At 71.6% G+C, this 23,785-nt stretch carries 21 protein-coding genes; 10 read left to right on the top strand and 11 right to left on the bottom strand.

Annotation, left to right across the window (positions count from 1 at the left end):
- Positions 1-130: 130 nt before the first annotated feature.
- Both OG897_RS33735 and OG897_RS33730 read left to right on the top strand, forming a co-directional pair.
- Positions 131-1,537, top strand: a complete 1,407-nt coding sequence (locus OG897_RS33735; RefSeq protein WP_266662966.1) for a preprotein translocase subunit SecY — start codon at positions 131-133, stop codon at positions 1,535-1,537.
- Positions 1,538-1,699: 162 nt separating this feature from the next.
- Positions 1,700-2,503 carry an alpha/beta fold hydrolase gene (locus OG897_RS33730; protein WP_266662965.1) on the top strand — a complete coding sequence of 268 codons (804 nt, stop codon included), beginning with the start codon at positions 1,700-1,702 and terminating at the stop codon, positions 2,501-2,503.
- A gap of 13 nt (positions 2,504-2,516) precedes the next feature.
- On the opposite strand, the gene OG897_RS33725 is transcribed toward OG897_RS33730, so the two are convergent.
- Together OG897_RS33725 and OG897_RS33720 are read right to left on the bottom strand one after the other, a co-directional pair.
- Entirely contained in the window at positions 2,517-3,737 is a 1,221-nt protein-coding gene (locus OG897_RS33725) for a metallophosphoesterase (protein WP_266662963.1), read from the bottom strand.
- Positions 3,738-3,814: 77 nt separating this feature from the next.
- Positions 3,815-4,261: a nitroreductase family deazaflavin-dependent oxidoreductase gene (locus OG897_RS33720; RefSeq protein WP_266662961.1), complete on the bottom strand. Its 447-nt coding sequence runs from the start codon at positions 4,259-4,261 to the stop codon at positions 3,815-3,817.
- Positions 4,262-4,564: 303 nt separating this feature from the next.
- Between OG897_RS33720 and OG897_RS33715 the strand changes: the two genes are divergently transcribed.
- The 8 genes from OG897_RS33715 to OG897_RS33680 all read left to right on the top strand — a co-directional run bounded on the left by OG897_RS33715 (position 4,565) and on the right by OG897_RS33680 (position 13,663).
- Entirely contained in the window at positions 4,565-5,569 is a 1,005-nt protein-coding gene (locus OG897_RS33715; RefSeq protein WP_266662959.1) for a glycoside hydrolase family 5 protein, read from the top strand.
- A 195-nt stretch (positions 5,570-5,764) separates the two neighbouring features.
- Positions 5,765-7,114: a discoidin domain-containing protein gene (locus OG897_RS33710; RefSeq protein ID WP_266662957.1), complete on the top strand. Its 1,350-nt coding sequence runs from the start codon at positions 5,765-5,767 to the stop codon at positions 7,112-7,114.
- The gene (locus OG897_RS33705; protein ID WP_266662955.1) at positions 7,114-8,397 is read left to right on the top strand and encodes an MFS transporter; all 1,284 of its coding nucleotides are present in this window, start codon (positions 7,114-7,116) and stop codon (positions 8,395-8,397) included. Before OG897_RS33710 ends, OG897_RS33705 begins: the two co-directional genes overlap by 1 nt.
- Positions 8,394-9,383 (top strand): hypothetical protein, encoded by a 990-nt coding sequence (locus tag OG897_RS33700; protein ID WP_266662953.1) that lies wholly within the window; start codon positions 8,394-8,396, stop codon positions 9,381-9,383. Before OG897_RS33705 ends, OG897_RS33700 begins: the two co-directional genes overlap by 4 nt.
- A gap of 94 nt (positions 9,384-9,477) precedes the next feature.
- On the top strand, positions 9,478-10,353 hold the full coding sequence (locus OG897_RS33695; protein WP_266662951.1) for a hypothetical protein: 876 nt from the start codon (positions 9,478-9,480) through the stop codon (positions 10,351-10,353).
- A gap of 179 nt (positions 10,354-10,532) precedes the next feature.
- Complete coding sequence (locus OG897_RS33690; RefSeq protein WP_266662949.1) at positions 10,533-11,081, top strand: EF-hand domain-containing protein; 549 nt, start codon at positions 10,533-10,535, stop codon at positions 11,079-11,081.
- Between the two features lie 178 nt (positions 11,082-11,259).
- Positions 11,260-12,513, top strand: coding sequence for a serine hydrolase (locus tag OG897_RS33685; protein WP_266662947.1), 1,254 nt, complete (start codon positions 11,260-11,262; stop codon positions 12,511-12,513).
- Positions 12,514-12,700: 187 nt separating this feature from the next.
- The gene (locus OG897_RS33680; protein ID WP_266662946.1) at positions 12,701-13,663 is read left to right on the top strand and encodes an SDR family NAD(P)-dependent oxidoreductase; all 963 of its coding nucleotides are present in this window, start codon (positions 12,701-12,703) and stop codon (positions 13,661-13,663) included.
- Positions 13,664-13,846: 183 nt separating this feature from the next.
- Here the strand turns inward: OG897_RS33680 and OG897_RS33675 are convergent, their stop codons facing one another.
- The 9 genes from OG897_RS33675 to lspA all read right to left on the bottom strand — a co-directional run bounded on the left by OG897_RS33675 (position 13,847) and on the right by lspA (position 23,677).
- Positions 13,847-15,370 (bottom strand): alpha/beta hydrolase, encoded by a 1,524-nt coding sequence (locus tag OG897_RS33675; RefSeq protein WP_266663719.1) that lies wholly within the window; start codon positions 15,368-15,370, stop codon positions 13,847-13,849.
- A 268-nt stretch (positions 15,371-15,638) separates the two neighbouring features.
- Entirely contained in the window at positions 15,639-17,333 is a 1,695-nt protein-coding gene (locus tag OG897_RS33670; RefSeq protein ID WP_266662945.1) for an ABC transporter ATP-binding protein, read from the bottom strand.
- Positions 17,330-18,319, bottom strand: coding sequence for an ABC transporter permease (locus OG897_RS33665; RefSeq protein WP_266662944.1), 990 nt, complete (start codon positions 18,317-18,319; stop codon positions 17,330-17,332). The genes OG897_RS33670 and OG897_RS33665 overlap by 4 nt, the downstream gene beginning before the upstream one ends.
- Complete coding sequence (locus tag OG897_RS33660) at positions 18,316-19,323, bottom strand: ABC transporter permease (RefSeq protein ID WP_266662943.1); 1,008 nt, start codon at positions 19,321-19,323, stop codon at positions 18,316-18,318. The genes OG897_RS33665 and OG897_RS33660 overlap by 4 nt, the downstream gene beginning before the upstream one ends.
- Positions 19,324-19,325: 2 nt before the next feature.
- Positions 19,326-21,056, bottom strand: coding sequence for an ABC transporter substrate-binding protein (locus OG897_RS33655; protein WP_266662941.1), 1,731 nt, complete (start codon positions 21,054-21,056; stop codon positions 19,326-19,328).
- A gap of 177 nt (positions 21,057-21,233) precedes the next feature.
- The gene (locus OG897_RS40905; RefSeq protein WP_323188142.1) at positions 21,234-21,332 is read right to left on the bottom strand and encodes an Ms4533A family Cys-rich leader peptide; all 99 of its coding nucleotides are present in this window, start codon (positions 21,330-21,332) and stop codon (positions 21,234-21,236) included.
- 56 nt (positions 21,333-21,388) lie between these two features.
- Positions 21,389-22,492, bottom strand: coding sequence for a hypothetical protein (locus OG897_RS33650; RefSeq protein WP_266662939.1), 1,104 nt, complete (start codon positions 22,490-22,492; stop codon positions 21,389-21,391).
- A gap of 199 nt (positions 22,493-22,691) precedes the next feature.
- Complete coding sequence (locus OG897_RS33645; RefSeq protein ID WP_266662937.1) at positions 22,692-23,147, bottom strand: protein-tyrosine phosphatase family protein; 456 nt, start codon at positions 23,145-23,147, stop codon at positions 22,692-22,694.
- Complete coding sequence (gene lspA / locus OG897_RS33640; RefSeq protein ID WP_266662935.1) at positions 23,144-23,677, bottom strand: signal peptidase II; 534 nt, start codon at positions 23,675-23,677, stop codon at positions 23,144-23,146. The genes OG897_RS33645 and lspA overlap by 4 nt, the downstream gene beginning before the upstream one ends.
- Positions 23,678-23,785 lie beyond the last annotated feature (108 nt).

Genomic DNA, 23,785 nt, shown 5'->3' with positions numbered 1-23,785 from the left:
AGCCCCCGCCAACAAGCCGCTGGCATCGGACCGACAGCCCCCGGCATTCCCGACAGGTGGCCGACAGGGTCCGACAGCCCCGACAGGTGACCGACATCTCGGCTGGGCCGAAACTCTGTGCCGGAACTCTGTGCCGGAACTCTGGGCCGAAACTCTGGACGGGCAGCCGGAAGCCGTGGTCCGGTTGCCCTTCGGGCAGGTGTGCCCGAAGGGCCGCCGCGAGGGCGACGGTTCGCCGGGGCACGGAGGGAAGCAGGGGGACTCGACGGTGTTCGTACGCGCATTACGGCTGCCCGACGTGCGGAGGCGGCTGCTCGTCACGCTGCTCGCCGTCCTGGTGTTCCGGCTCGGCCAGAACGTACCCCTGCCCGGGGTCGACCCCACCGCGCTGGCGGCGGCCGAGCGGACCGAGGGCCAACTGCCCGGACTCCTGGACCTGCTCAGCGGCGGCGGGCTGGCGAACCTGTCGATCCTCGCGCTGGGCGTCCTGCCGGTGATCGCCGCGCACTGGACCGTGGCCTTCGGCGGTCTCCTGGTCCCCCGTATGCGCTCGCTCGCGGAGGCGGGCCGGGCGGGCGAAGCCGAGCTGGCCCGCGTCGCCCGGTGGGCCGCCGTCCTGTGGAGCGCGGTGCTCGCCACCGTGGTGGTCCGCATGACGGCCGACGGCCGCCCCCCGCTCGCGGACCTTCCGGCAGTCGGGGCCGGTACGGGCGTCCTGCACGCCACCGGCACTCTCGCGCAGATCACCCTGGTGGTCTGCATGACGGCGGGCACCGCCGTGGTCATGTGGCTGAGCGGGACCATCACCCACCGAGGCTTCGGCGAAGGCATCTCCGTTCTCCTGCTCGCCCAGGTCGCGGCGGTCTTCCCCGGGCAGGTCCGGGACGCGGTCCGGTCGTCGGGCGGCTGGGCCGGGGCATGGGTCGCGCCGGTCCTCCTGGTGGCCCTGGCGCTCGCCGTCGCCCTGGTCGTCACCGTCCGGCGGAGCGAGCGCCGGGTCCCGGTCCAGTACGCCAAACGCATGATCGGCCGCAGAGCGTACGGCGGTTCGACGGCCTACGTTCCCATCCGGGGCGGCAGCGGTTTCGGCACGATGACCGTGGCCTCCCTGCTGTTCCTGCTGCCCGTGGTTCCCGCTCCCTGGCTCCTGGTGGCGTACGCCGTCGTCGTCTTCGCGAGCGCGTTCCTCCGGGCGGGCCTCGCGTTCAACGCCGTCGACGTCGCGGACGACATGAAGCGCAGCGGGGGATTCGTCCCGGGCATCCGGCCCGGTCGGCCGACCGCCGAGTACCTCTCCTACGTTCACGTACGGATCGTCTTCGCCGCCGCGCTCGGCATGACGGTGGTCGCGCTGATCCCGGTGGGGGTCCTCGCCCTGCCCGGACTGCCGGGCCCGCACGCGCGGGACGCCGCTTTCGGCGTCACCGCGCTGCTCGTCGTCGTGCGCCTCGCCCACGACACGGTGCTGCCCGCCCTCCGCCAGATCGAGTCCCGGCTGCTGGTACCCGACGAAGAGCGGCTGCACGGCCTGGGCTGAGCCCTGCCGCCACGGACTCCCCGCCCCCGCCGGGCCGACCGGGGTCACCCATGGCCTTCTGCGGTGCCGGGCGGGAGTGCTCCTTATTTCTGTATCGACCGCTAAATAAATCTGCTACGGTCATATCTGTAGCAACCACTATGGAATTCCTGGGGGTCTCCCATGCCTGAACTCACCCTGACCGCACCCGCCTTCGCCCGAACCGTTCGCGGTACCGGCCCCGGACTGCTGCTCGCCCACGGAGCAGGGGGAGGCGTGGCCGCCAACTACGGGCCGATCCTCGACGGGCTCGCCGCAGGGCACCGTGTGGTCGGCATCGACTACCCCGGCACCGGTGACACCCCCCGCTCGGCGGAGCCCCTCCTCCTGGACGACCTGGCCGACCAACTCGTGTCCGCCGCACGCGCGGAGGGCCTCGAAACCTTCGCCGCCGTCGGCTACTCCCTGGGCACCGCCGTCGCGGTCCGCGCCGCGGCCCGTCACCCCGAGCGCGTCACGGCCCTCGTGCTGACCGCCCCGTTCGCCCGGCCCACCGCACGCCTGCGCCTGAACGCCGAACTCTGGCAGGACCTGTACGCCTCCGGCGCCCACACGGCGCTGGCGCGGTTCCTCGTGTCCCACGCACTGGGAGCCACGGCGCTGGAAGCCCTCCCCGGCGGCGAACTCGACGCCCTGGTGCGGGGGGCGGCCAGCACCCTCCCGTCCGGCTCCGCCGAACACGCCGAGCTCGTCACCCGTGTCGACGTCCGCGAGGACCTCGCCCGCATCACCGCGCCGACCCTCGTGATCTCCACGACCGGGGACCTCCTGGTCACCCCCGACCTGCACCGCGAGGTGGCCGACACGCTCCCCGGGGCCGAGCTCGTCGAACTCGCGACCGGGCACCTCCCGTTCGCCGAGGACCCCGACGGATGGCTCGGCCACATCGCCGCGTTCCTGAACCGGCAGGCGGCCCTGCGTGGCTGAGGACGGGCCAGACCTAGCGCGCGGCGGACCCCGGCGACGAGCGCAGGACGAGCAGGGTGATCTCGCTGGGCGCGAAGACCCGGAACGGCGGGCCCCAGAAGCCGGTGCCACGGCTGGTGTAGAGGAGCGTGCGGGGGCCGTGGCGGCTGAGGCCCGCGAGGGCGGGCTGGTCGATGCGGACCAAGTGGTGGAAGGGCCAGATCTGACCGCCGTGGGTGTGGCCGGAGAGCTGGAGGTCGACGCCTCCGGCCGCCGCCCGGTCGACGAACTTGGGCTGGTGGGCCAGGAGCAGTACCGGGTGATCGGGGTCGGCGCCGTGCAGGGCTCCGGCGAGGTGGGCGCGGTGGCCCGCGAGACCGGAGGACTCGGCGGTGACGTCGTCCACCCCGGCGACCACGAGGGTGTCCCCGCCGCGTTCGAGCAGGAGGTGGCGGTTGCGCAGGGGTTCCCAGCCCAGCTCGTCCATCAGGTCGACCCAGCCCTGGGCCTCGCTGTAGTACTCGTGGTTGCCGGTGACGTAGACCCTGGCCCTGGTGGCCCGCACGGTGCCCAGCGGGGCGGCCTGGGCGCGGCGGCGTTCGGCCGTGCCGTCCGCGATGTCCCCGGTGTGGCAGACCAGGTCGGCCTCCAGCGCGTTGACCGTCTCGCAGACCCGTGCCGACCAGCGGGCGCGGTCGAGCGGTCCGTAGTGGGTGTCGGTGATCAGGACGACGCGCGTGCCGTCCAACCCGGCCCCCAGACGCGGGAGTCGTACGTCCAGGCGGCGCACCCGGGGCACCCGGCGGGCCTCCGCGTACCCCCAGGCGAGCAGTGCGGCAGCCGTGCCGAGGACCGCCCAGGTGACGGTCCGGGCCCGGTCCTGGCCCTCGCCGACGCCGAGCACGGTCAGGGCGAGCCGCAGCACGACGCCGAGCAGGACGGACCAGGTGAACAGGACCCAGACGGCGCCCAGCAGCGTGTCCCCGACGATCGCCGCCCCGTCCCGCTGCCGTCGGCCGTGGCCGCGCACCATCGCGATCGGCATGCCGACCAGGCCGAGGGCGAACAGGGCCGTGCCGGTCAACTCGACGGGGCGGGGCCAGTGCTGGCCGGAGTACAGCAGCAGCCAGCAGGGCACGGCCCACAGCAGGACGGGGGCGACCAGCGGAAGGTAGCGCATCAGGCGGTGCAGCCGGTCGGGCTGGGCGTCGTGCGCGTCACCGTCGGCTGATCGCGTCTCTCTGGTGTCGCTCACACGCCCCTCCTGGTCGACCGGGCTGCCGTCGCGCGCACTGTATCCCGACGGGTTCCCCGGTGGAGAAGCGCCCGGGCCTACCCGTGCGTGGGCTCCAGTACGAAGACGGGGATCACGCGGTCGGTCTTCTCCTGGTACTCGGCGTACGGCGGGAACGCGGCGACCGCGCGCTCCCACCACGCGGCCCTCTCGGCCCCGGTGACCTCACGGGCCGTCATGTCCTGACGCACGGGCCCGTCCTGGAGCTCCACGTGCGGGTCGGACGTGAGGTTGAAGTACCAGACCGGGTGCTGGGGGAAGCCGCCCTTCGAGGCCACGGCCGCGTACCGCCCCTCGTGCTCCACCCGCATCAGCGGGATCTTGCGGATCTTGCCGCTCTTCGCGCCGCGCGTCGTGAGGATGACGACGGGCAGCCCCGTGTCCCGGAGCGTCAGGCCCTGGGTGCCGCCCGAACTCTCGTACAACTCGACCTGATCGCGCACCCACTGCGCCGGGCTCGGCTCGTACTCGCCCTCAAGAGGCATCGCGTTCATCCCATCGTCACGTCGGATCAGTCTGCTTCCCGACAGGCAAGCAGGTGAAACGCGTGGTGTCCACGGTCGGCAACTGCCCTGCCCCAGAGGCCGATTGGGCTCGTATAGCGAAAGAGCGAGATCGCCGGATCCGAGGTTCACCGTGGGTCCTCCTTCCGTTCCGCTTAATCGTTAGGAAGGTTTACCAACACTCTTGACGCCTTCTGCAAGGACCTTTAGTTTTCACGCCAGGAGCGCAAGCCCACCCCACACCTGGAGCCCGTGATGCAACGATCACGTCGATCTGTCATGCCCATGGCGACTGCTTCCCTCGCAGCCGTTCTGCTCTCGCTCTCCGGCATCACCCCGGCCACCGCCGCCGGTTCCGGCCCCGCAGCCGGCGGGGCGAAGGCGATCAACGGCCCCCTGAAGGTCTGCGGCACCCAGCTCTGCGACGCGGACGGCCAGGCCGTCCAGCTCAACGGGATGAGCACCCACGGCACCCAGTGGTTCCCCAAGTGCGTCACCAGTAAGTCGGTCGACGCGCTCGCCACCGACTGGCGCGCAGACATCCTGCGCGTCTCCACGTACGTCCAGGACGAGGGCTACGAGGACGACCCCGCCAAGTTCACTGCCCGCGCCCAGAAGTTCGTCGACATGGCCCTCGCCAAGGGCATGTACGCGATCATCGACTGGCACATGCTGGATCCGGGCGACCCGTACTTCAACCTGGAGCGCGCCAAGACCTTCTTCACCGCCATGTCGAAGAAGTACAAGGACCACCCCGGCGTGCTCTACGAGATAGCCAACGAGCCGTCCGGGGTCAGCTGGTCCCGCGTCAAGTCGTACGCGGAGCAGATCATCCCGGTCATCCGCGCGCAGGACCCCGACTCGGTGGTCCTGGTGGGGACCCGCGCCTGGTCGTCCTTCGGGGTCTCCGAGGACGGCGACGAGTCCGAGGTCGTGAAGAACCCGGTACGGGCCTCGAACATCATGTACACGTTCCACTTCTACGCGGCCTCGCACCGCGAGGAGTACCTGAACACCCTCGACCGCGCCTCCGACAAACTCCCCGTGTTCGTCACCGAGTTCGGCACCCAGAACTACGAGGGCGAGGGCGCCAACGACTTCGCGATGGCGCAGAAGTACCTCGACCTCATGAAGCGCAAGAAGATCTCCTGGGTCAACTGGAACTACTCCGACGACCACCGCTCGGGCGCCGTCTTCAAGAAGGGCGTCTGCGACACCGACGACAAGTGGACGGGCACCTCGATCCTCAAGGAAGCGGGCGTCTGGATCCGGAACAAGATCCGCGCCTGAGCCGTTCCGGCAGCCCCGGCAGAATTACCGCAGTCTGACGTACGGCGGCTTGGCGCGGTGCCCGCACTCCGACGGGCATGACGCGCTCAGCGAGAGCTCTGACCCGGCCGCCGTCCCGCCGCCCCCCGCACGTCGGTCCGCGGCGACCAGTACGAATTTCCAGCTCTCGCAACCCCCATGTCAGGGAGTCCAGGTATGCGCCTGAACGTCTCAGCCCACCTCCCCACGTCCCCCGGCAGGCATCGCACCCCCCTCCTCACCCTCACCGCCGTGTTCGCGCTCGTCGGCGGGCTCCTCCTCGCCTCGTCCGCAGGGGCCGAAGCCGCCGCCGACCCGATCGTCTCGACCGGGAAACCCGCCACCGCCTCCTCCGCCGAGTCCTCCTCCTTCGGCGCCGCGAACGCCTTCGACGGCGACCCCGGCACCCGCTGGGCCAGCGCCGAGGGCAAGGACCCGCAGTGGCTCCGGGTCGACCTCGGCACCCCCACCGCCGTCTCCCGCGTCAAGCTGACCTGGGAGGACGCCTACGCCAAGGCGTACCGCGTCGAGGTCTCGACGGACGGTACGACCTGGACGCCGATCGCCCAGGAGACCGCGGGCGACGGCGGCACCGACGACCTCACCGGCCTGTCGGGCAAGGGCAGGTACCTGCGCGTGTACGGCACCGCGCGCGGCACCGCGTACGGCTACTCGCTCTTCGAGGCCGAGGTGTACGGCACCCCCGACGGCGGCCCGCCGCCCACCGGAGCCTTCACCGTGGTCGCGGCCGGTGACATCGCCGCCCAGTGCACCGCGTCGAGCAGCAAGTGCGCCCACCCCAAGACCGCGAAGCTCGCCCAGCAGATCAACCCGAAGTTCTACCTGACCATGGGCGACAACCAGTACGACGACGCCCTGCTGTCCGACTTCCAGAAGTACTACGACAAGACCTGGGGCGTCTTCAAGGCCAAGACCCGTCCGGTCCCCGGCAACCACGAGACCTACGACCCGGCAGGCCCCCTCGCCGGGTACAAGTCCTACTTCGGCTCCATCGCCTACCCGCAGGGCAAGAGCTACTACAGCTACAACGAGGGCAACTGGCACTTCGTCGCCCTCGACTCCAACTCCTTCGACAAGACCGAGCAGATCAACTGGCTCAAGGCCGACCTCGCGGCCAACAGCAAGAAGTGCGTCGCCGCCTACTTCCACCACCCGCTCTACTCCTCCGGCGGACACGGCAACCAGCCCGTCTCCAAGCCGGTGTGGAAGCTCCTCTACGGCGCCAAGGCCGACGTCGTCCTCGGCGGACACGACCACCACTACGAGCGGTTCGCCCCGCAGAACGCCGACGGCAAGGCGGTCTCCGACGGCATCGTCGAGATCGTCGGCGGCATGGGCGGCGCCGACCCGTACGCCATCGAGGAGGTCCAGCCCAACAGCCAGAAGCGCATCAGCGGACCCTACGGCGTCCTGAAGATGGACTTCACGGACAACGGCTACAGCTGGACGTACGTCGACACCGACGGACAGGTGAAGGACACCAGCCCGAAGTACAGCTGCCACTGATGTACCTGGCCACCAACGGCCGCCCGGACACGTCGCCCCACCCCTCAGGGGTGCGGCGGCGTGTCCCCGGCACCGTCATCGCGCTCGGCGCGGTCAGCCTCGTCACCGACGTCTCCTCGGAGATGGTCACGGCGGTGCTGCCGCTCTACCTGGTCCTCGGCCTCGGCCTCTCCCCCCTCCAATTCGGCTTCCTGGACGGCCTGTTCAACGGCGCGACCGCACTCGTACGGCTGCTCGGCGGACGCCTCGCCGACCGGGGCGGCAGGCACAAACGCGTCGCGGGCGCGGGCTACCTGCTCTCCGCGCTCTCCCGGCTCGGCCTGCTCCTCGCGGGCGGCGCCGCCGGGGGAATCGCCGCCGCGCTCGCCGCCGACCGCCTCGGCAAGGGCATCCGCACCGCACCGCGCGACGCCCTGATCTCCCTGAGCAGCCCGCCGGAAACCCTCGGCCGCTCCTTCGGCGTGCACCGGGCGATGGACACCACGGGCGCACTGCTGGGTCCGCTCGTCGCGTTCGCCGTACTGTGGGCGACCGCCGACGCCTACGACGCGGTGTTCGTCGTCAGCTTCTGCGTCGGCCTCCTCGGCGTCCTGCTGCTCCTCCTGTACGTCCCCGACTCCGTCTCCGGCCCGGTCGGGGCACCCAGGGTCCCGGTCTCCAGGCCCGCCAAGGCCCAGCACAAGCCGCTGCGCGACCCCGCCTTCCGCCGCATCCTGTACGCCGCCGCCCTGCTCGGCGCGGCCACCATCGGCGACGCCTTCCTCTACCTGCTGCTCCAGCGCGGCCTCGACCTCTCGCCCACCCTGTTCCCGCTGCTGCCGCTCGGCGCCGCCGCCGGGTACCTGCTGCTCGCCGTACCCGTGGGCCGGATCGCCGACCGGACGGGGCGGAGGCTGCCGTTCCTGCTCGGACACGCCGCCCTGCTCGGCGCCTACGCCGTGCTGCTCGCCCCCGTCTCCTGGGCGAGCCTCGCGGCGGTCCTGGCACTCCTCGGCGTCTTCTACGCCGCCACGGACGGCGTGCTGATGGCCCTCGCGGGACCGGTGCTGCCCGCACACGGCAGGGCGAGCGGGTTCGCGGTCCTCCAGACTGGCCAGGCACTGGCCAGGCTCGTCGGTGCGGCCGGATTCGGGGCGGCCTGGACGTTCTGGGGGCAGGGGCCCGCCCTCTGGGTGGCGGGCCTCGCGCTGGCCGGAGCGCTGGTCGCCGCCTGGCGGGTGCTGCCCCCAGCCCCGGACGTCCCTGTGCAGCCCTCTCCCTCACGCGCCCCGGAGGCGTCATGAAATTCCGCAGCCGACAGCTCCGCCTCGTCCTCGTCGTGGCCGCCGTGCTCCTGCTCGGCGGCGGCTCCCTGGGGTACGTACTGCACGCCCGGCAGCGTGACGCACCGGCCCAACAGGTGGGCGCGGACGCCTCGTTCACCCTCGCCGAGCCCGGACTGTACTTCCGGGACGCGGCCACCGGACGGATCGCCAGGCAGCCCGGCCGCCAGGCACCACGGGTGGCGGGCGGTCCCTCCTGCGACCGGTTCTACGCGGCCGGGGAGCGCGCCCTGTGCCTGCGGAAACTGCCCGGGGTGCCCGCCCGCACCCAGGCCCTCGTGCTCGACCGGCAGCTGAAGGAGGTCCGCCGGGTGGCCGTCGTCGGCATCCCCAACCGGGCCCGCGTCTCCGCCTCCGGGCAGCTCCTGTCCTGGACGACGTTCGCCACCGGCGACTCGTACGCCACCTCGGCCTTCTCCACCCGTACGGCCATCCTGGACCTGCGCACCGGCGACCTGGTCAAGTCGGTCGAGGACATCCCGCTGACCGTCGACGGGGCCCGCTACCACGCCCCCGACGTCAACTACTGGGGCGTGACCTTCGCCCGCGACGACAACCGCTTCTACGCCACCGTCTCGTCCAAGGGCCGCACCCACCTCGTCGAGGGCGACCTGCGGAAGTGGTCGGCCAGGGCGCTGCGCGAGAACGTCGAATGCCCGTCGCTGTCACCGGACAACACCCGGCTCGCGTTCAAGAAGAAGGTCTCCGACGACCCCAAGGCCCCCTGGCGGCTGTACGTCCTGGACCTGGCCACCCTGCGTGAACACCCCCTTTCCGAGACGCGCAGCGTCGACGACCAGGCCGCCTGGCTGGACGACGCCACCCTCGGCTACGCCCTGCCGGGCGGCGAAGGACGCAAGAGCGACATCTGGACGGCCCCCGCGGACGGCACCGGCACCCCGCACCTCATGGTCCCGGGCGGCTCCTCACCGGGGGCCGTGCACTGACCGGAGCGCTCTCCTCCAAGAGAGGGAAGGAGGCTCTTGCCGATCTCCCGTCGCCACCCGATGATGGCCCCAACTCAACTGCCAATGAAGGCAGTTGCTGCCACCTCGGTGGCTTTCGGCGGCACCGGGGCGCGAGCCGGAGTGCGAGGACGAAGGGCGGGCAGCGGTGCTGCATCCGACGACGGGCGACCCGAACGCGCGGCCGAGACCGGGGGCGCCGCCCCAGCGTCCGGCACCCATACTGCTCACCGTTCCCCGCGCGCGGCGCGGGGCCCTGTGGTGGCTGGGCTGGTTGGTGCCCGTGATCGCCGCGCACCGGCTGTGCAGCCCGACCCGCGAGGGCCGCGTCGAGGACCCCGTCATCAAGAAGGCGCACCTGTGGCGGCTGGCGCTCGGACTCGGACTGACCGTCGGCGCGTGGCTGGCGTTCGGTCTGGTGCCGCTGCGGGAGATGCCCGGCCGGTTCTTCGAGAGCTTCGGGTGGGGCCTCAGCGCGGTCCAGATGAACGTCTACGTCGCCGGGGTCGCGGTCGCCATGACCCCGGCGGGCAGGAAAGGAGCCGCGGCCGCCCGGTGGCGCGGACCGTTCCTCGCGTTCGCCGTGACGCTGACCGTGTTCATCCTCCAGCCCATCGACCTCTCCCACTGGCCGCCGTCCTGGTCCTGGACCACGGTCTTCGGTGGGTGGATGCTGCTCTTCGGCGGGTACGGCGGCCTCCTGCTCGTCCTCAACGGAGGACGCACGGCCGACGTCAACGACGCGCTTCCGGCGGTCGTGCCCTTCTTCACCGTCCTGGCCGTCGTCCTGCCCTCCATCGGCGACCCCATGTACGACCAGGTCTCGATGCCGACGCGCCTGGTGCTCGGACTGACCGGCCCGTTGACCCTGGTCCTGCTGACCGGTTGGGAGCTGCGACGGCTGCGGACGCTCCACGGGGTGCGGCTTTCGGACATGTGGCGACGGGGCTGAAGCACCTTCCGAGGCCGCTCGCGGCACGGCTCCCGCGGTCAAGGGGACGCCGCTCGGTTACCGCCAACGTGTGCCATCCACTGCCTCGTTCGTGTCCCGGAGCCCACCGGGAGCCCTTCGGGGGCCCGGCGGCGCACATGCTGCCGGAGTCGACTTCGTATCCCTCGGGAGGGCTCTTCATGACCAGTGACGTGATCGGACTCAAGTACGACCGCCTGTTCGACATGCTCGACGTGGACGTCAACGGGGTGCTGGAGGAGCAGGACTTCATCACGCTCGCCCGGTCGATCGCGCGCGCCACGGGGGTCGGCGACGGTTCGGCCAAGGGATCGCTGCTGGTACGGGAACGGCAGCGCTGCTGGGCCCTGCTGCTGGCGCACGCCGACGCGAACGGGGACGGGCAGATCAGCCGCGACGAGTTCCACCGGGCGATGTCGGGAGCCTTCGGCGACCCGACGCTTCTGGAGCAGAACCTGCGCGACGGCCTGCACGCCGAGTTCGCGGCGATCGACGCCGACGACGACGGTGTCGCGACGGTGGAGCAGATGACGGCGTTCCTGGTCGCCTGGGGCCTGGAGCACGAGGTGGCCCGGGCGTCGGCCTCGGGTCTCGACCTGAACGGTGACGGGCACATCACGCGCGAGGAGTACGTGGCGGGATGGAGCGACTTCCTGCTGGAAGAGGACGTGGAGGGTGCGGGCAGCACCCTGCTCGGCGCGGTCGGCTGACGTCGCACGCTCCGGGGACCCCAAATCGATGCCCCGTGACAGGAACCGACGTGACGCGTTGGCACTCATGATTCATGGGCATCCGGGACAGTACGCACCGATCGTTCCTCCCCGGACCCCGCGGCACACCCCACCCAGGTGTGCCGCACTTCCGCTGAGTTGAGAACGAGGAATTCACGTGCCCCTGTCGACACACCGGCGTCTGGCCGTCAGCGCCACCCTGATCACCGCCCTCGCCGCCGGTCTCGCCCCCGTCACCGCGGCCTCCGCCGCACCGGCGGCCCCCACCGCCCCGGCCGGGCCCGCGACCCCCGCCCCCGACATGGAGGGCGTGACCGCCGCCCTCAACGACGCCATGGCCAAGGGTGCGCCCGGCGCGATGGCCCGCTTCACCGGCCCCGACGGCGTCCGTACGCGCACCGTCGGCGTCCGCGACCGCGTCACCGGTGAGGCCATGGACACCCGGGCCCGCTTCCGCATCGGCAGCGTCAGCAAGACCTTCTCCAGCGTCGTCCTGCTCCAACTGGTCGACGAGGGAAGACTGGAGCTCGACGCACCGGTCAACCGCTACCTGCCCGGGCTGCTGCCCGACGACCGCATCACGGTCCGTCACCTGCTCACCCACCGCAGCGGCCTGGCCGAGTACACCGACCCCATGTTCGACAAGACCGTGCCCGGCTTCGAAGCCGTACGCAACCGCGTCTTCACCTACCAGGAGCTGGTCGACCTCTCGCTGGCCCTCCCGCGCACCACCGAGCCCGGCGCGGCCTACAAGTACTCCAACGCCAACTTCGTCGTCGTCGGCATGCTCATCGAGAAGGCGACGGGAACGCCGGTCGCCAGGCAGTACGAGCGGCGCATCATCAAGCCGCTGAAGCTGCGGCACACCGTGTACGTCCACCCGGACACCCGGATCAAGGGCAAGCACGTGCGCGGCTACCTGCACCCCGACGAGGAGGGCGCGCCGCTCGTCGACTCCACGAACCAGACCGTTTCCTGGGCCCAGTCGGCCGGAGCGGTCATCTCCGACCCGGCCGACCTGAACACCTTCACGTCCGCGCTGATGCGCGGCAGTCTGCTCTCGCCCCGGATGCTGGACGCCATGACCACGGTCACCCCGACCGACACCGCCCAGACCCGCTTCTACGGGCTCGGGCTGCGCCGCTACGACCTGTCCTGCGGCACCCAGGTGTTCGGGCACACCGGCACCGTGCAGGGCTACTACACGTACGCCTTCGCCACCCGCGACGGCAAGCGCGCGCTCTCCGCCATGGCCAACACCTCGAACCGGGGCGCGGTGAACACGGCGCTCGGCGCGACGCTGGAGGCGGCCTTCTGCGGGAAGAAGCCCGCGCCCACGGCTTCGGCGCCCACGATGCGGCGCGCGCTCCCCACCCTCCCGGCGGAGGCCGACCTGCGCGAGCGCCGCTAGGGTCCGACCGGTTCGGCGGGCGGCCGGTCAGCGTCGTCTGTCGGTGGGATGTCGACGCTCCGGCCGCGTGGGTCGGTGATCCGTGGGCGTCGTGTCGGTCCTCCCTGGCACGGTGATTGCCAGGCCGCTTCCCCCTCGGGGGAAGCGGCCGTCATCCCGTCCTGCCCGATCGAGGGAGCCCGCCGACATGCCGCCCACGTCTTCCACCCCGCCCTGGGACGTCCACCGCCCGCCCCGTGCCGAGGGCCGGGTCTTCCTGGTCACCGGCGGCAACGCGGGCATCGGGTACTTCATCGCGGAACAGCTGTCCGCGACCGGAGCCACCGTCGTGCTCGGCTGCCGGGACCCGGCGCGGGCCGCAGCCGCCCTCACCTCGATCCGTACGCAGGTGCCCGGCGCGGACGTGCGTGCCGTACGGCTGGACCTCGCCGACCTGGCGTCGATCAGCGACGCGGCGGAAGCCCTGGAGGTCCCCGCCCTCGACGCGGTGGTGCTGAACGCCGGTGTCGCCCTGGACGCCCCGCCGCGCCGTGAGACGGCGGACGGCCATGAACTCATGTTCGGCACCAACCACCTCGGGCACTTCGCGCTGACCGGCCGACTGATGCCGCTGCTGTCGGCCGCACGGGCGGCACGCGTCGTGACCGTCGGCAGCTTCGCGGCGAAATCGGAACGGCTGGACCCGGACGACCTCCAGTCCCGGCGGGACTACCGGGCCAAACGCACCTACGGACGGTCCAAGCTGGCCCAGATGTACTTCGGGCTCGAACTCGACCGCCGCCTGCGCGCCCACGGCAGCCCCGTGCGGAGCCTGGTGGCCCATCCGGGCGGGGCCCTGGACTCCCTCACCCCGCCACGGCCCCCGGTCCACGACCGGAGCGTCGGCGCGCTGCTGCGCGCCGCACCCGCCGCCCTGCTCGTCCAGGGCAAGCACGCCGGAGCCTGGCCCGCCGTGCGTGCGGTGCTCGACCCGGCCGCGTACGGCGGACAGCTGTGGGGACCGCGCCGCTTCGGACTGCGGGGCGCGCCCCGGCCGGAAGAGACCTGGAGCCAACTCGCCGACACGGCCGTCGCGGCCCGGCTGTGGGAGGCCAGCCGCCGGGCGACAGGCGTCGACCCCGACCCAGCACAGGGGCCACGCGGCCGCTAGGGCCTGTCCGGCGGATCTTGTCGCGGTCGCGTGCCCTGGCACGCACATCTGCGGCGTTGTCGTCACTCGCCATGGCTCCGCCATGTTTCCCTCCTCCGCCTTGCAGCTGCACGCACCATGCCCCGCTCAGCCGCTCCGAGAAGTCGCAGGTCACTCCATACGACCTGATCCGCCGGACAGGCCCTAGTCCGTCCGGCGCGCCGTGACGCAGGTCAGGTCCCGGGACGGCAGTCGGCCGGTGGCCAGGTAGCGGTTGACCTCGGCATCCACACAGGTATTGCCGTAACGCCCGTAGAGACCGTGCCGGTTGGCGCCTTCGAGGGTGAGCAGCCTGGAGCCCGGCAGCCGGTCGTGCAGGGCGACGCTGCTCCGGTACGTGGTGCGCGGGTCGCCGGTGGCGGCCACGATCAGGGCAGGGGCGTCGTGTCGCACCTGGGTGGGCTCCTCACGCGGCCGGTCCCAGAAGGCGCACGGGCCGATGTTGCGGGTCATCGGCCCGAACAGCGGGTGTGCGGCACGGCTGCTCTCGATGTCCCGCCAGTACGACCGGGGGTCGCGCGGGGCGGCCACGTCCCCGCAGAGGACCGCGTGCTGGACGCCCGAGGGTTCGCTCCCGCCGTGCAGCAGGTAGCGCAGCGACGCGGCGAACCCCGGTGACAGCGCGGTCGGCGCCGCCCCGCCCGCGGCCCTGGCCAGTACCGACATCTGCTCGCTGAAGGAGGCCCGTGCCGCGTCGGTGTCGTCCGCCGTGGCGGTGAGGAGGAGGGCGGGCACCTGGGTGTCGTCGAGCCGGAAGGAGTCGGTGCCGGTGCCGACCCTGAGCGGTCGGCGCGCGGACGCCGCGACGACGCGGTCGACGGTGGCGAGCACCGCCGCACGGGTACGGCCCAGGCCGTAGTCGGTGGGGCGCTGCGCCGCCCAGGCGGCCCAGTCGGCGAGCGCCCTCTCGTTCTCGCGCTCCGAACCCTTGAGCATCCGGGGGCCGTAGTCGTCCGGGGCGAACGCGCCGTCTAGCACCACCCGGTCGTACCGGCCGGGGAACAACTGCGTGTAGACGGTGCCCAGGTAGGTGCCGTACGAGTAACCCAGGTAGGAGATCTTCCGCTCGCCCAGCGCGCCACGGATGACGTCCATGTCGCGGGCCGTGTTGCGGGTGGTGACGTGGGGGAGCACTGAGGTGTGTGTGCGAGGGAGTACGGAGCTGCCAGCGGAGCGGCACTTGGCGGCCAGGGACTTCTGGAGGGCGACCTGGCGTTCGAACCCCGCCCGCCCGGCGCCCGCCGAGAACCAGGCCGTCCCGACGGGCCAGCCGCAGTCCAGGGGCGTGCTGCGGCCGACGAAGCGCGGGTCGAAGCCGACGATGTCGTACCGGGGGCCGGCCTTCTTCATCGCCTCGCGGATGACCGGCGGGACCTGACGGGCGGGTCCGCCGGGACCGCCGATGTTGACGAGGAGCGTGCCGATGCGGTGGCGGGTGTCGGTGGCCTTGAGCCGGGAGACCGCCACGGTGATCGTGCGTCCCGACGGGGCCGCGTAGTCCAGCGGCACGGTCAGGTCGGCGCATTGCAGACCGGCACCGTCCATGGCGCGGCCCGCCGCGTCCCGTGGGCCATCGGCGCAACTGCCCCAGGCGGGGCGCTGCTGGTAGTAGCGGTCGAGCGCGGCTCCCGAGCCGCGTCCGGCGGGAGCCTCGGCGGCCTGGGCCAGGGGCGGGACCGTGGTGAGGCAGGCGGTGAGGGCCCATCCGACGACGCAGGCGCGGAGCAGGGCGGGGTGGCGAGGGGACACGGGACTCCGTAGGCAGTCGGGGGTCGGTGCCCCCGACACTAGGAACGCGGCCCGGTGCGGCACATCGCCCCCGGGCACGAGGACCCCGGTCCCGCCCGCCCCGCCGCCCGGGACCGTCGGCCCGGTGCGTCTCCTCCTGCGGGAGGAGACGCACCGCGGGCCCGGCCCTCCCGGGAGAGGGGCGGGATCAGGCCGGGACCAGCTCCCTGCGGGCCGCCCTGCGCACCGCAGCGAGCACCGGGTCGAGTGTGGGCACGGCCGCCAGGAGCGCCTTCGTGTACGTCTCGGTGGGCGCGCCGTAGACCTCGGCGACGGTGCCCTGCTCGACGATCCGGCCCTGGTGCATGACCGCGATCCGGTCGCTGACCTGCCGTACGACGGACAGGTCGTGCGCGACGAAGACCAGCGAAAGCCCCAGGTCCCGCTGCAACTCGCCGAGCAGGGCGATCACTTGGGCCTGCGTGGTGACGTCCAGCGCGGAGACGGGCTCGTCGCACACCACCAGCCCCGGGGACGGCGCGAGCGCGCGGGCGATGCCGACGCGCTGGCGCTGCCCGCCGCTGAACTCGTGCGGATAGCGGTCGTAGCGGTCCGGGTCGAGCCCGACCCGCTCCAGCAGCTCCCGCACCCGGTCCCTGAGCACCTTCTCGTCGCGTTCCCCGGCCGCCCGCAGCGGGTCGGCGACGGCCTCCCCGATGCTGCGGCGCGGGTTGAGGGAGGCGACGGGATCCTGGAACACCATCTGCACACCCGTCGCGCTCTTCGAGCCGAACTCCGCACCCCCGTAACGCAGTCGGCCCGAAGTGGGCTCCAGCAGGCGCACCAGCATCCGCCCGAGCGTGGTCTTGCCGCTGCCGCTCTCGCCGACGATGCCCAGGGTCTCGCCCCGGTGCACGGTCAGCGACACGTCGTCGACGGCGGTGACGGTCCTGCGGCCCTGCCGGAACTCCTTGTGCAGGCCGACGGCTTCGAGCACCGGCTCCCCGTGGCCCACGGTCACCGGCACCCGGTCGAGGGGGCCGTCCAGGCGCGGCACGGCCTCCAGAAGCGTCCTGGTGTACGTCCGGCGGGGCGCGCCCAGCACGTCGGTGACGGGGCCGCGTTCCACCGCCCGCCCCTCGCGCATCACGAGGACCTCGTCGACGCTCTCCGCGGCCACGCCCACGTCGTGGGTGACCAGGAGCAGCCCCATGCCCTCCTCGCGTCGCAGCCCGTGCAGCAGGTCCAGGATCTGGGCCTGCACGGTGACGTCGAGGGCGGTGGTGGGCTCGTCGGCGATCAGCAGTCGCGGCTCGCAGGCGAGCGCCATCGCGATCAGCGCACGCTGCCGCATGCCGCCGCTGAACTCGTGCGGCCGTGCCCGTGACCGGCGCGCCGCGTCCGCGATCCCCACCCGGTCCAGCACCTCGACGGCACGTGCGCGGGCCGCCCGCCGGGACACCCGCCGGTGCACCCGCAGCACCTCGGCGATCTGGTCGCCGACGGCGTAGTACGGATCCAGCGACGACAGCGGGTCCTGGAACACCATCGCGGCCTTCGCGCCCCGCAGCGCCCGCAGTTCGGCGTCGGAGGCCCCGCCCACGTCCACACCGGCCACCTTCAGCGAGCCCTCGACCCGGGCGTCGGTGCCCCGGTGCAGCCCGAGCAGGGCGAACGCGGTGGCGCTCTTTCCCGAGCCGGACTCGCCGACCAGGGCGAGCGCTCCGCCTTCGGGCAGCGAGAACGACAGGTCCCGCACGGCGGCGACGTCCTGGTCCGCGGTGTCACCGGGGAAGGTGACGGAGAGCCCCTCCACCTCCACCACGAAGTTCGCGCTGTTCGCGCCGTTTGTGCCGTTTGTGCCGTTCCCGTTGTTCCCGCTGTTCCCGCTGTTCTCGCTCATGCGAGCACCACCCGTCGGTCGGCCACCGCGTACAGCAGGTCCGCGACGGCATTGGCCAGCACCACGAAGAACCCCGTCACCAGGACCATCCCGACGACCACCGGCAGATCGACGACCTTGACCGCCTCCACCAACTCCCGTCCCAGGCCCGGCAGTCCGAACAGCGACTCGGTGAGCACGGCCCCGCCGAACATCGACCCGAAGTCGAGCGCGCTCAGCGCGATCACGGGTGCGACCGCACCCCGCAGGGCGTGCCGCCCGACGAGCGCGCGCTCACTCACCCCGTACGCACGGAACGTCCGCACGTGATCCTCGGCGAGCGTCTCCAGCATGGAACTCCGGGTGAGCCTGGCGTACTTGGCGGACTCGATCGCCGCCAGGGAGACCCAGGCCAGCAGCAGGTTCCACGCCCACTGCTCCGGGTTCTCGCCGAACGGCACGTACGTCGGGAAGGGCAGCCACTGGAGCGTCGAGCAGAACACGATGATCAGCAGCAGCCCGATCACGAAGACGGGCGTCGCGGTCCCGGCGAGCGTGAGCCAGGTCAGCACCCGCTCCGTGGGACGGCCGCGCCGCCAAACGGACAGCAGCCCGGTGCCGACGCCCAGCAGCAGCCACAGCGCGAACGCGCCGATCACCAGGGAGCCGGTGACGGGCAGCTTGCTCAGGATCAGCTGGGTGACCTGCTGGTCGCTCTGGTACGAGACCCCCAGGCACGGCGCGTCGCAGTGCAGCACGCCGATCCCGGAGGAGTAGTCGCGGCCCGCGAAGACGCCCTGCACGAAGTGCGCGTACTGGAGCCAGAGCGGGTCGTCCAGGCGCAACTGCTCCCGGACCTGCGCCACTTGGACGGGCGAGCAGCGCGGACCGCAGGCGATCTGCGCGACGTCGCCCGGAGCGACGTAGAAGACGAGGTACAGGAAGACGCTCAGCGCGGCCAGGACGAAGACCGCCCCGCCGAGCCTGCGCAGCAGGAAACCGGTCACTGGGCACCCTCCTTGCTGGAGCGGCGGAAGAGGGATGCGCGTCGTACGTTCCCCAGCCGCGACCGCGACCGGGGGTCGAGCGCCGTACGGACGCCCTCACCCAGCACCGTCAGCGCGAGGACCGTGACGAACAGCAGGGCCGCGGGGATGAGCAGGTACGAGGGCGCCGCCTGGTACCAGACGTCGGCGTCGGTGAGCATCTGCCCCCACGACGGCGTCGGCGGTTTGATGCCGACGCCCAGGAACGACAGCGCGGCCTCGACGGTGATGTTCTGCGGCAGCAGCAGCGCGGAGTACGTGATGACGGGCGCGGCCAGCGACGGCAGCATCTCGCGCCGCGCGATCCGCCACTTACCCCAGCCGCTGAGCCTGGCCGCGGAGACGTAGTCCAGCGACTTCAGCGCCAGCGTCTGCGCGCGCACGATCTTCGACGTACCGGCCCAGTTGATCAGCCCGACGACCAGCGCGATCAGCACCGGACGCGGAAACTCCGGCGGCACCACGGCGAGCAGCGCGAGCGCGATCACCATCAGCGGCATCGCCACGTTGACGTCGGTGATCCGGCTGAGCACCTGGTCGACGGCCCGGTTGCCGAGCCCGGCCGCGAGGCCGACGACGACGCCGATGAAGACCTGGAGGAGGGTCGCGAAGACGGCGACGCCGAGGGAGACCCGGGCGCCGTACACCACCCGGGCGAAGAGGTCGCGGCCGGTCTGCGGCTCGACGCCGAGCCAGTGCTCGGCGCTGATCCCGCCGAAGGAACCGAGCGGCACGCCCCCGGCCGCCGAGTCGACGAGCGAGGGGTGGAAGGTGTTCGGGTCCTGCCCTTCCAGGGCGGCGAGCAGCGGCGCGGCGAGCGCCACCAGTACCAGGAGCGCCACCACGGACGCGGCGACGACGGCGGCCCGCTGCGCACGCAGCCGCCGCCAGAACTGACGGGCCCCCGAGGCGGGGACGGCGGCCGGCGCCGTCCCCACCTCCTGGGCCAACAAAGCCTCACTCATGGTTACTTGACCGCAACCTGCGAGACGTCCAGCACACCGGTCCAGTCGCTGATCACGATGTTCTTGACGTCCTTGCCGTACAGCCGCTTGTAGACCGGGTGGAACAGCGGCACGGTGAGCGCCTGCTCGCCGATCTTCTGGTCCAGAGCGCCCCAGCGCACGGCGGCGGCCGACAGGTCGGTCAGCTTGTTGATCTCGTCGATCTCCTTGTTGACCGCCGGGTCGTCGAGCTGCGCGTAGTTGAAGTTGGCGCCGTCCTTGACGATCTGGCGGCCGTCGAAGAGCGGCGCGAGGAACGGACCGCCCGACGGCCAGTCGGCACCCCAGTGCGCGAGGAAGAAGCCGGGCTGCTTCTTCACGCTGTGGATGGTGTCGTTGTAGTCGTTCTCCTCAAGTCCCTTGAGCTCCAGGGTGATTCCGGCCTTCTTCAGGGCGTCCTGGAGGGCGGTGGCGATCTCCGGGCTGGTCTCGCGGTCCTTGGCGTTGGAGTGCGTGAGGGTGACGGTCAGGCCCTTCTCGAAGCCCGCCTCCTTCAGCAGTTCCTTCGCCTTCTCCGCGTTGCCCGTCTCGCCCGCCGGGAAGTGGTCGTACTTCACGTGCCCGAAGGACTTCTGCGGCGGCAGGTTCGTCGTCGCGGGCAGTGCCAGCGAGGAACCACCGGCCGCGTTGATCACCGAGGAACGGTCGACGGCGTACGCGACGGCCTGGCGCACCTTCGGGTTGTCGAAGGGCTTCACCTTGGGGTTGAACGCGAGGTAGTTGGTGTACCCGAAGTGCCCCGTGCCGACCCGGGCGGCGAGGTTCTTGTCCCCGGCGACCTTGGCCAGCTCGGCGGGACCCAGGTTGTTGTCCGTGGTCACGGCGGCCGAGTCGGTGCCCGCGCTCGCCGAGAGGCGCTGGTTGATGACCGCCGGGTCGAGCCCGGAGCGCACCTCGATCCTGTCGGGGTACGCCTTGCGCTCCTCGTCCGTCTTCGCGTCCCAGTGCGGGTTGCGCTCCAGGAGCAGCTTCTCGCCGTCGTTCTCGTTCTTGACGACCTTGTACGGGCCCGAGGAGACGGGGTGCTCCTCGTACGTGGCCCCCTTGTCCTGGGCCTTGGGTACCGGCGTGGTCTGGGTCTGGGTGGCCAGGTAGGGGAACTCGCCCACCGGCTTGTTCAGATGGAAGACGATCGTCCGCGCGTCCGGGACCTCGATCGAGTCGAGCCCCTTCTTGGCCTTGTACGGGCCCTCGTAATCGGCGCCGCCGATCAGCCAGTCCCTCAAGTACGGTGCGCCGCCGGAGAGTTCGGCCGCGAAGGAACGCTCGATGCCGTACTTGACGTCGGCGGAGGTGATCGCGGTCCCGTCCTCGTACTTCAGCCCCTCCTTCAGCGTGTACGTCCACACGGTGGCGTCCTTGCTGGGCTTGCCGAGGTCGGTGGCGAGGTCGGGGACGACCTTGGTGCCCTCGGCGCCGCTCTCCCGGTTGCGGGTGGTGAGCGTACGGAAGACCAGAGACGGGACGTTGCCGCCGCCCGAGGTGTAGAGCCGGGCCGGGTCGAAGTCGGTCTGCGGCTGCCGGTTGAGGATCTGGAGGGTGCCGCCCTTCTGCGGGGCACCCGCCTTGCCGCCCGCGCCGCTCGCGGAGGCGGCACCGTCGCCCTGCGGACCGGCGCAGGCGGTGGCGGCGGTGGCGAGCGCGACACTGGCGGCGACGACGGCCACCCGGCGGGATATGACGGTTCTGCGCATGATGGAAGGGCCTCTCGGGGTTCTGAGAAAAGGAAGCACGCGCAGGCGCACGGAACCCGAGAAGGAGTCACTCGGAAAATGCCGCGCCTGCGGACGGAATGCAGAGGAAATGCAAACGCCCGGGCGCGGCACATTCGGTGAAGGAAAAGCGATGTCCGACGCGCACCAGGGCAGACGTCAGCTACAGAGAATGTCCGCCACGCAATGCGCGGTCACACCGATGAGCGCGAGCTCAATGGCTGCGCGATCGGTGGCGGCGGCGTGACGGGGCGACATGCCGAGAAATATGAACGACCCCGACCTTTATGTCAATCTCACTCTGAGACGGCGTCTCATATACCGATACGGGGTCGCGCCACGACAGCACTCAGGGCGCCCGCGAGGAGTCCGAACACCAGGGCCGCGGGCACGCCTTCGCCGAACCTGCCCGCGTAGGAGACGAACGAACCGCCCACCTGCGCGGCGTCGAGCAGCGTCGCGCACAGCTGGCTGAGCAGCAGCCCCAGCACGGTCACGCTGACCGCGCCGACCGCGAACGCCGGGACGGTGACGCGGTCGAGCCGGTCCGCCAGCAGCCGCAGACCCCACCACACGACCGCCAGCAACAGCAGGTCGGGAAGGCGGTGGAGCAGCCAGGTGCCGAACGGGTAGTACGAGGAAGGGGCGGACCAACCGCCGAGCAGCAGCCACTGCCGCAGCAGGTCGCCCAGTTCCTCGAAGGGCCCGATGCCGGAGAAACCGGTCTGGATGCGGGCGGCGACCTTCTCGTACGAGAGGACGACCAGGGAGACCGCGACCACGGCGGTCCCCAGGGTGGCCGCGAGACGGGCGGCGCGCACCGGAACCCCGGGCGAGGACGGCCGCTCGCCCCCGCGCCGGACGACCGCCGAGGCGACCAGGGCGCCGACCGAGGCCACCAGGGCGGCGACGACGAGAACCTGCCGCCCGGCCGCCATCTCACCGGACAGCCTCGGCAGCAGGCGGAACCCGCCGTGCCCGCCCGAGGCGACCAGCCAGGGCGCCGAGACGACCACGGCGAGGGTCCCGGCCACCAGACCCCACCCCCACAACGCGAGCAGGAGGGACGCCGACCGCTTCGCTCCGCCCGGAGCCAGCCGCCGCACCAGGGGCGCGGCCCCGCACAGGTAGAAGACGACGAGGGTGACGTACCGCACCTGCATCCCGGTGCGGTGCAGTCCCGCGTACGCCTGCCCGCTGCCGGGAGCGCCCACAGGGCTGCCGTACTGTGCGGAGGACGGTGGCCCGTACGACCAGGGGGCCAGCCATCCTCGTAGCTGCGTCGCCCCTTCGGGGCCGAAGAACTGCCCCGCGCCCGGCAGGCCGAGCGCGCGGGTGCTCGCCCCCGCCCACCACAGAAGCCCCGCGAGCAACAGCCCGCCGAGCAGTCCCGGAACCAGCGCACGCCGAAATGTCACGACACCCCCCGATCACCCGCCTTGCGGCGGGCGTCCCGGGCGGCGGCCACGGGTCTGTCCGTGTTCCGCCCCCAGGACATCACCATGTACACCGCAAGTTTCCCATGCGGGGGGTGCCCGTCGAACACGGCCGCCGGGTGTTCCGTCACTGTTCCGCCGTCACTGCCCCGGTCGCTGTGCCGCTGTCACTGTGCCGCTGTCACTGCCCCGGGCCGGGTGTGCCGGCGGCGTGGGCCTGGCGGATGAAGCGCCGTTGCCACCGCACTTCCACCGCACGGGGGTGGTAGTTCCTCCTCACCCACTTCACGGCCTCCTTGGGGTCCATGCCCTCGAAGACGCAGAGCGCCGAGAGTCCCGTGCCCGTCCGGCCGATGCCGCCCCCGCAGCAGATCTCCACGCGTTCGTCCTCGGCACGGTCGTACGCGACGCGAAGCGTGCGCAGGGCGTTCATGGGGTCGGCGGGGAGCCAGAAGTCCCGCCAGGGAATCCACAGGGACTCCCACGGCGGCTTCGGGGGCTCGTGATCCGTCAAATGCACCGCAAAGGTGGGAGTCTGCCCTTCCGGTACGCCGTGCCTGAGCCCGCGCCCGCGAATCCGCCGCCCGGACGGAAGGGTGATGACCTGGGGCGTACCGGTGTTCCACAATTCAGTCATGAAGAATCCCTCTTCGGTTCCCTCTTGGCTTTGTCGGGCACGGGGGAACCGTCCAGAGTGATTCCCCGGAATACCGCCACCACGGCCAGGATCCCGCCGCAGACCACGGACATGTCGGCGATGTTGAAGACCGGCCAGTAGGGCAGTTGGATCCAGTCGATGACCGCCCCCTGCATCGGGGAGGGCGGCCGGAAGACGCGGTCCACGAGGTTGCCCGCGGCACCGCCGACCAGCAGGCCGAAGACCACTCCCCACAGGGGGACGCGGACCCGGCGCGCGACCCAGAGCATGCCGGTGATCACGATGATTTTGGCTGCGGTGAACAACCACGTCGTGCCCTCGCCGAGGGAGAACGCGGCACCGGAGTTGGAGATCAGGGTGAACTTCAGGAGACCGCCGAGAGTGCTCACCGGGTCTGCCGGGGAGAAGTGGGCCAAGGCCATCTGCTTGGTCGCCAGATCCACGGCCAGCGGTATGGCCGCCATCACGGCGATGAGGCCGAATCGCCCCCGGCTCCTCGCTTCGTCCAACGCGCTCACCTGATCCCCGCTCTCGGACATTCCCACTGATGAACTCCCGGGCCCCATCGCGGTGTTGCACCTTCCACCATGCTGGAAGTCCGGACCGCACCAGCACCG

It is taken from the genome of Streptomyces sp. NBC_00237, assembly GCF_026342435.1.
Lineage (GTDB): Bacteria > Actinomycetota > Actinomycetes > Streptomycetales > Streptomycetaceae > Streptomyces.
The sequence above is the reverse complement of the archived record's forward strand: the minus strand, read 5'-3'. Positions and strand labels throughout refer to the sequence as shown.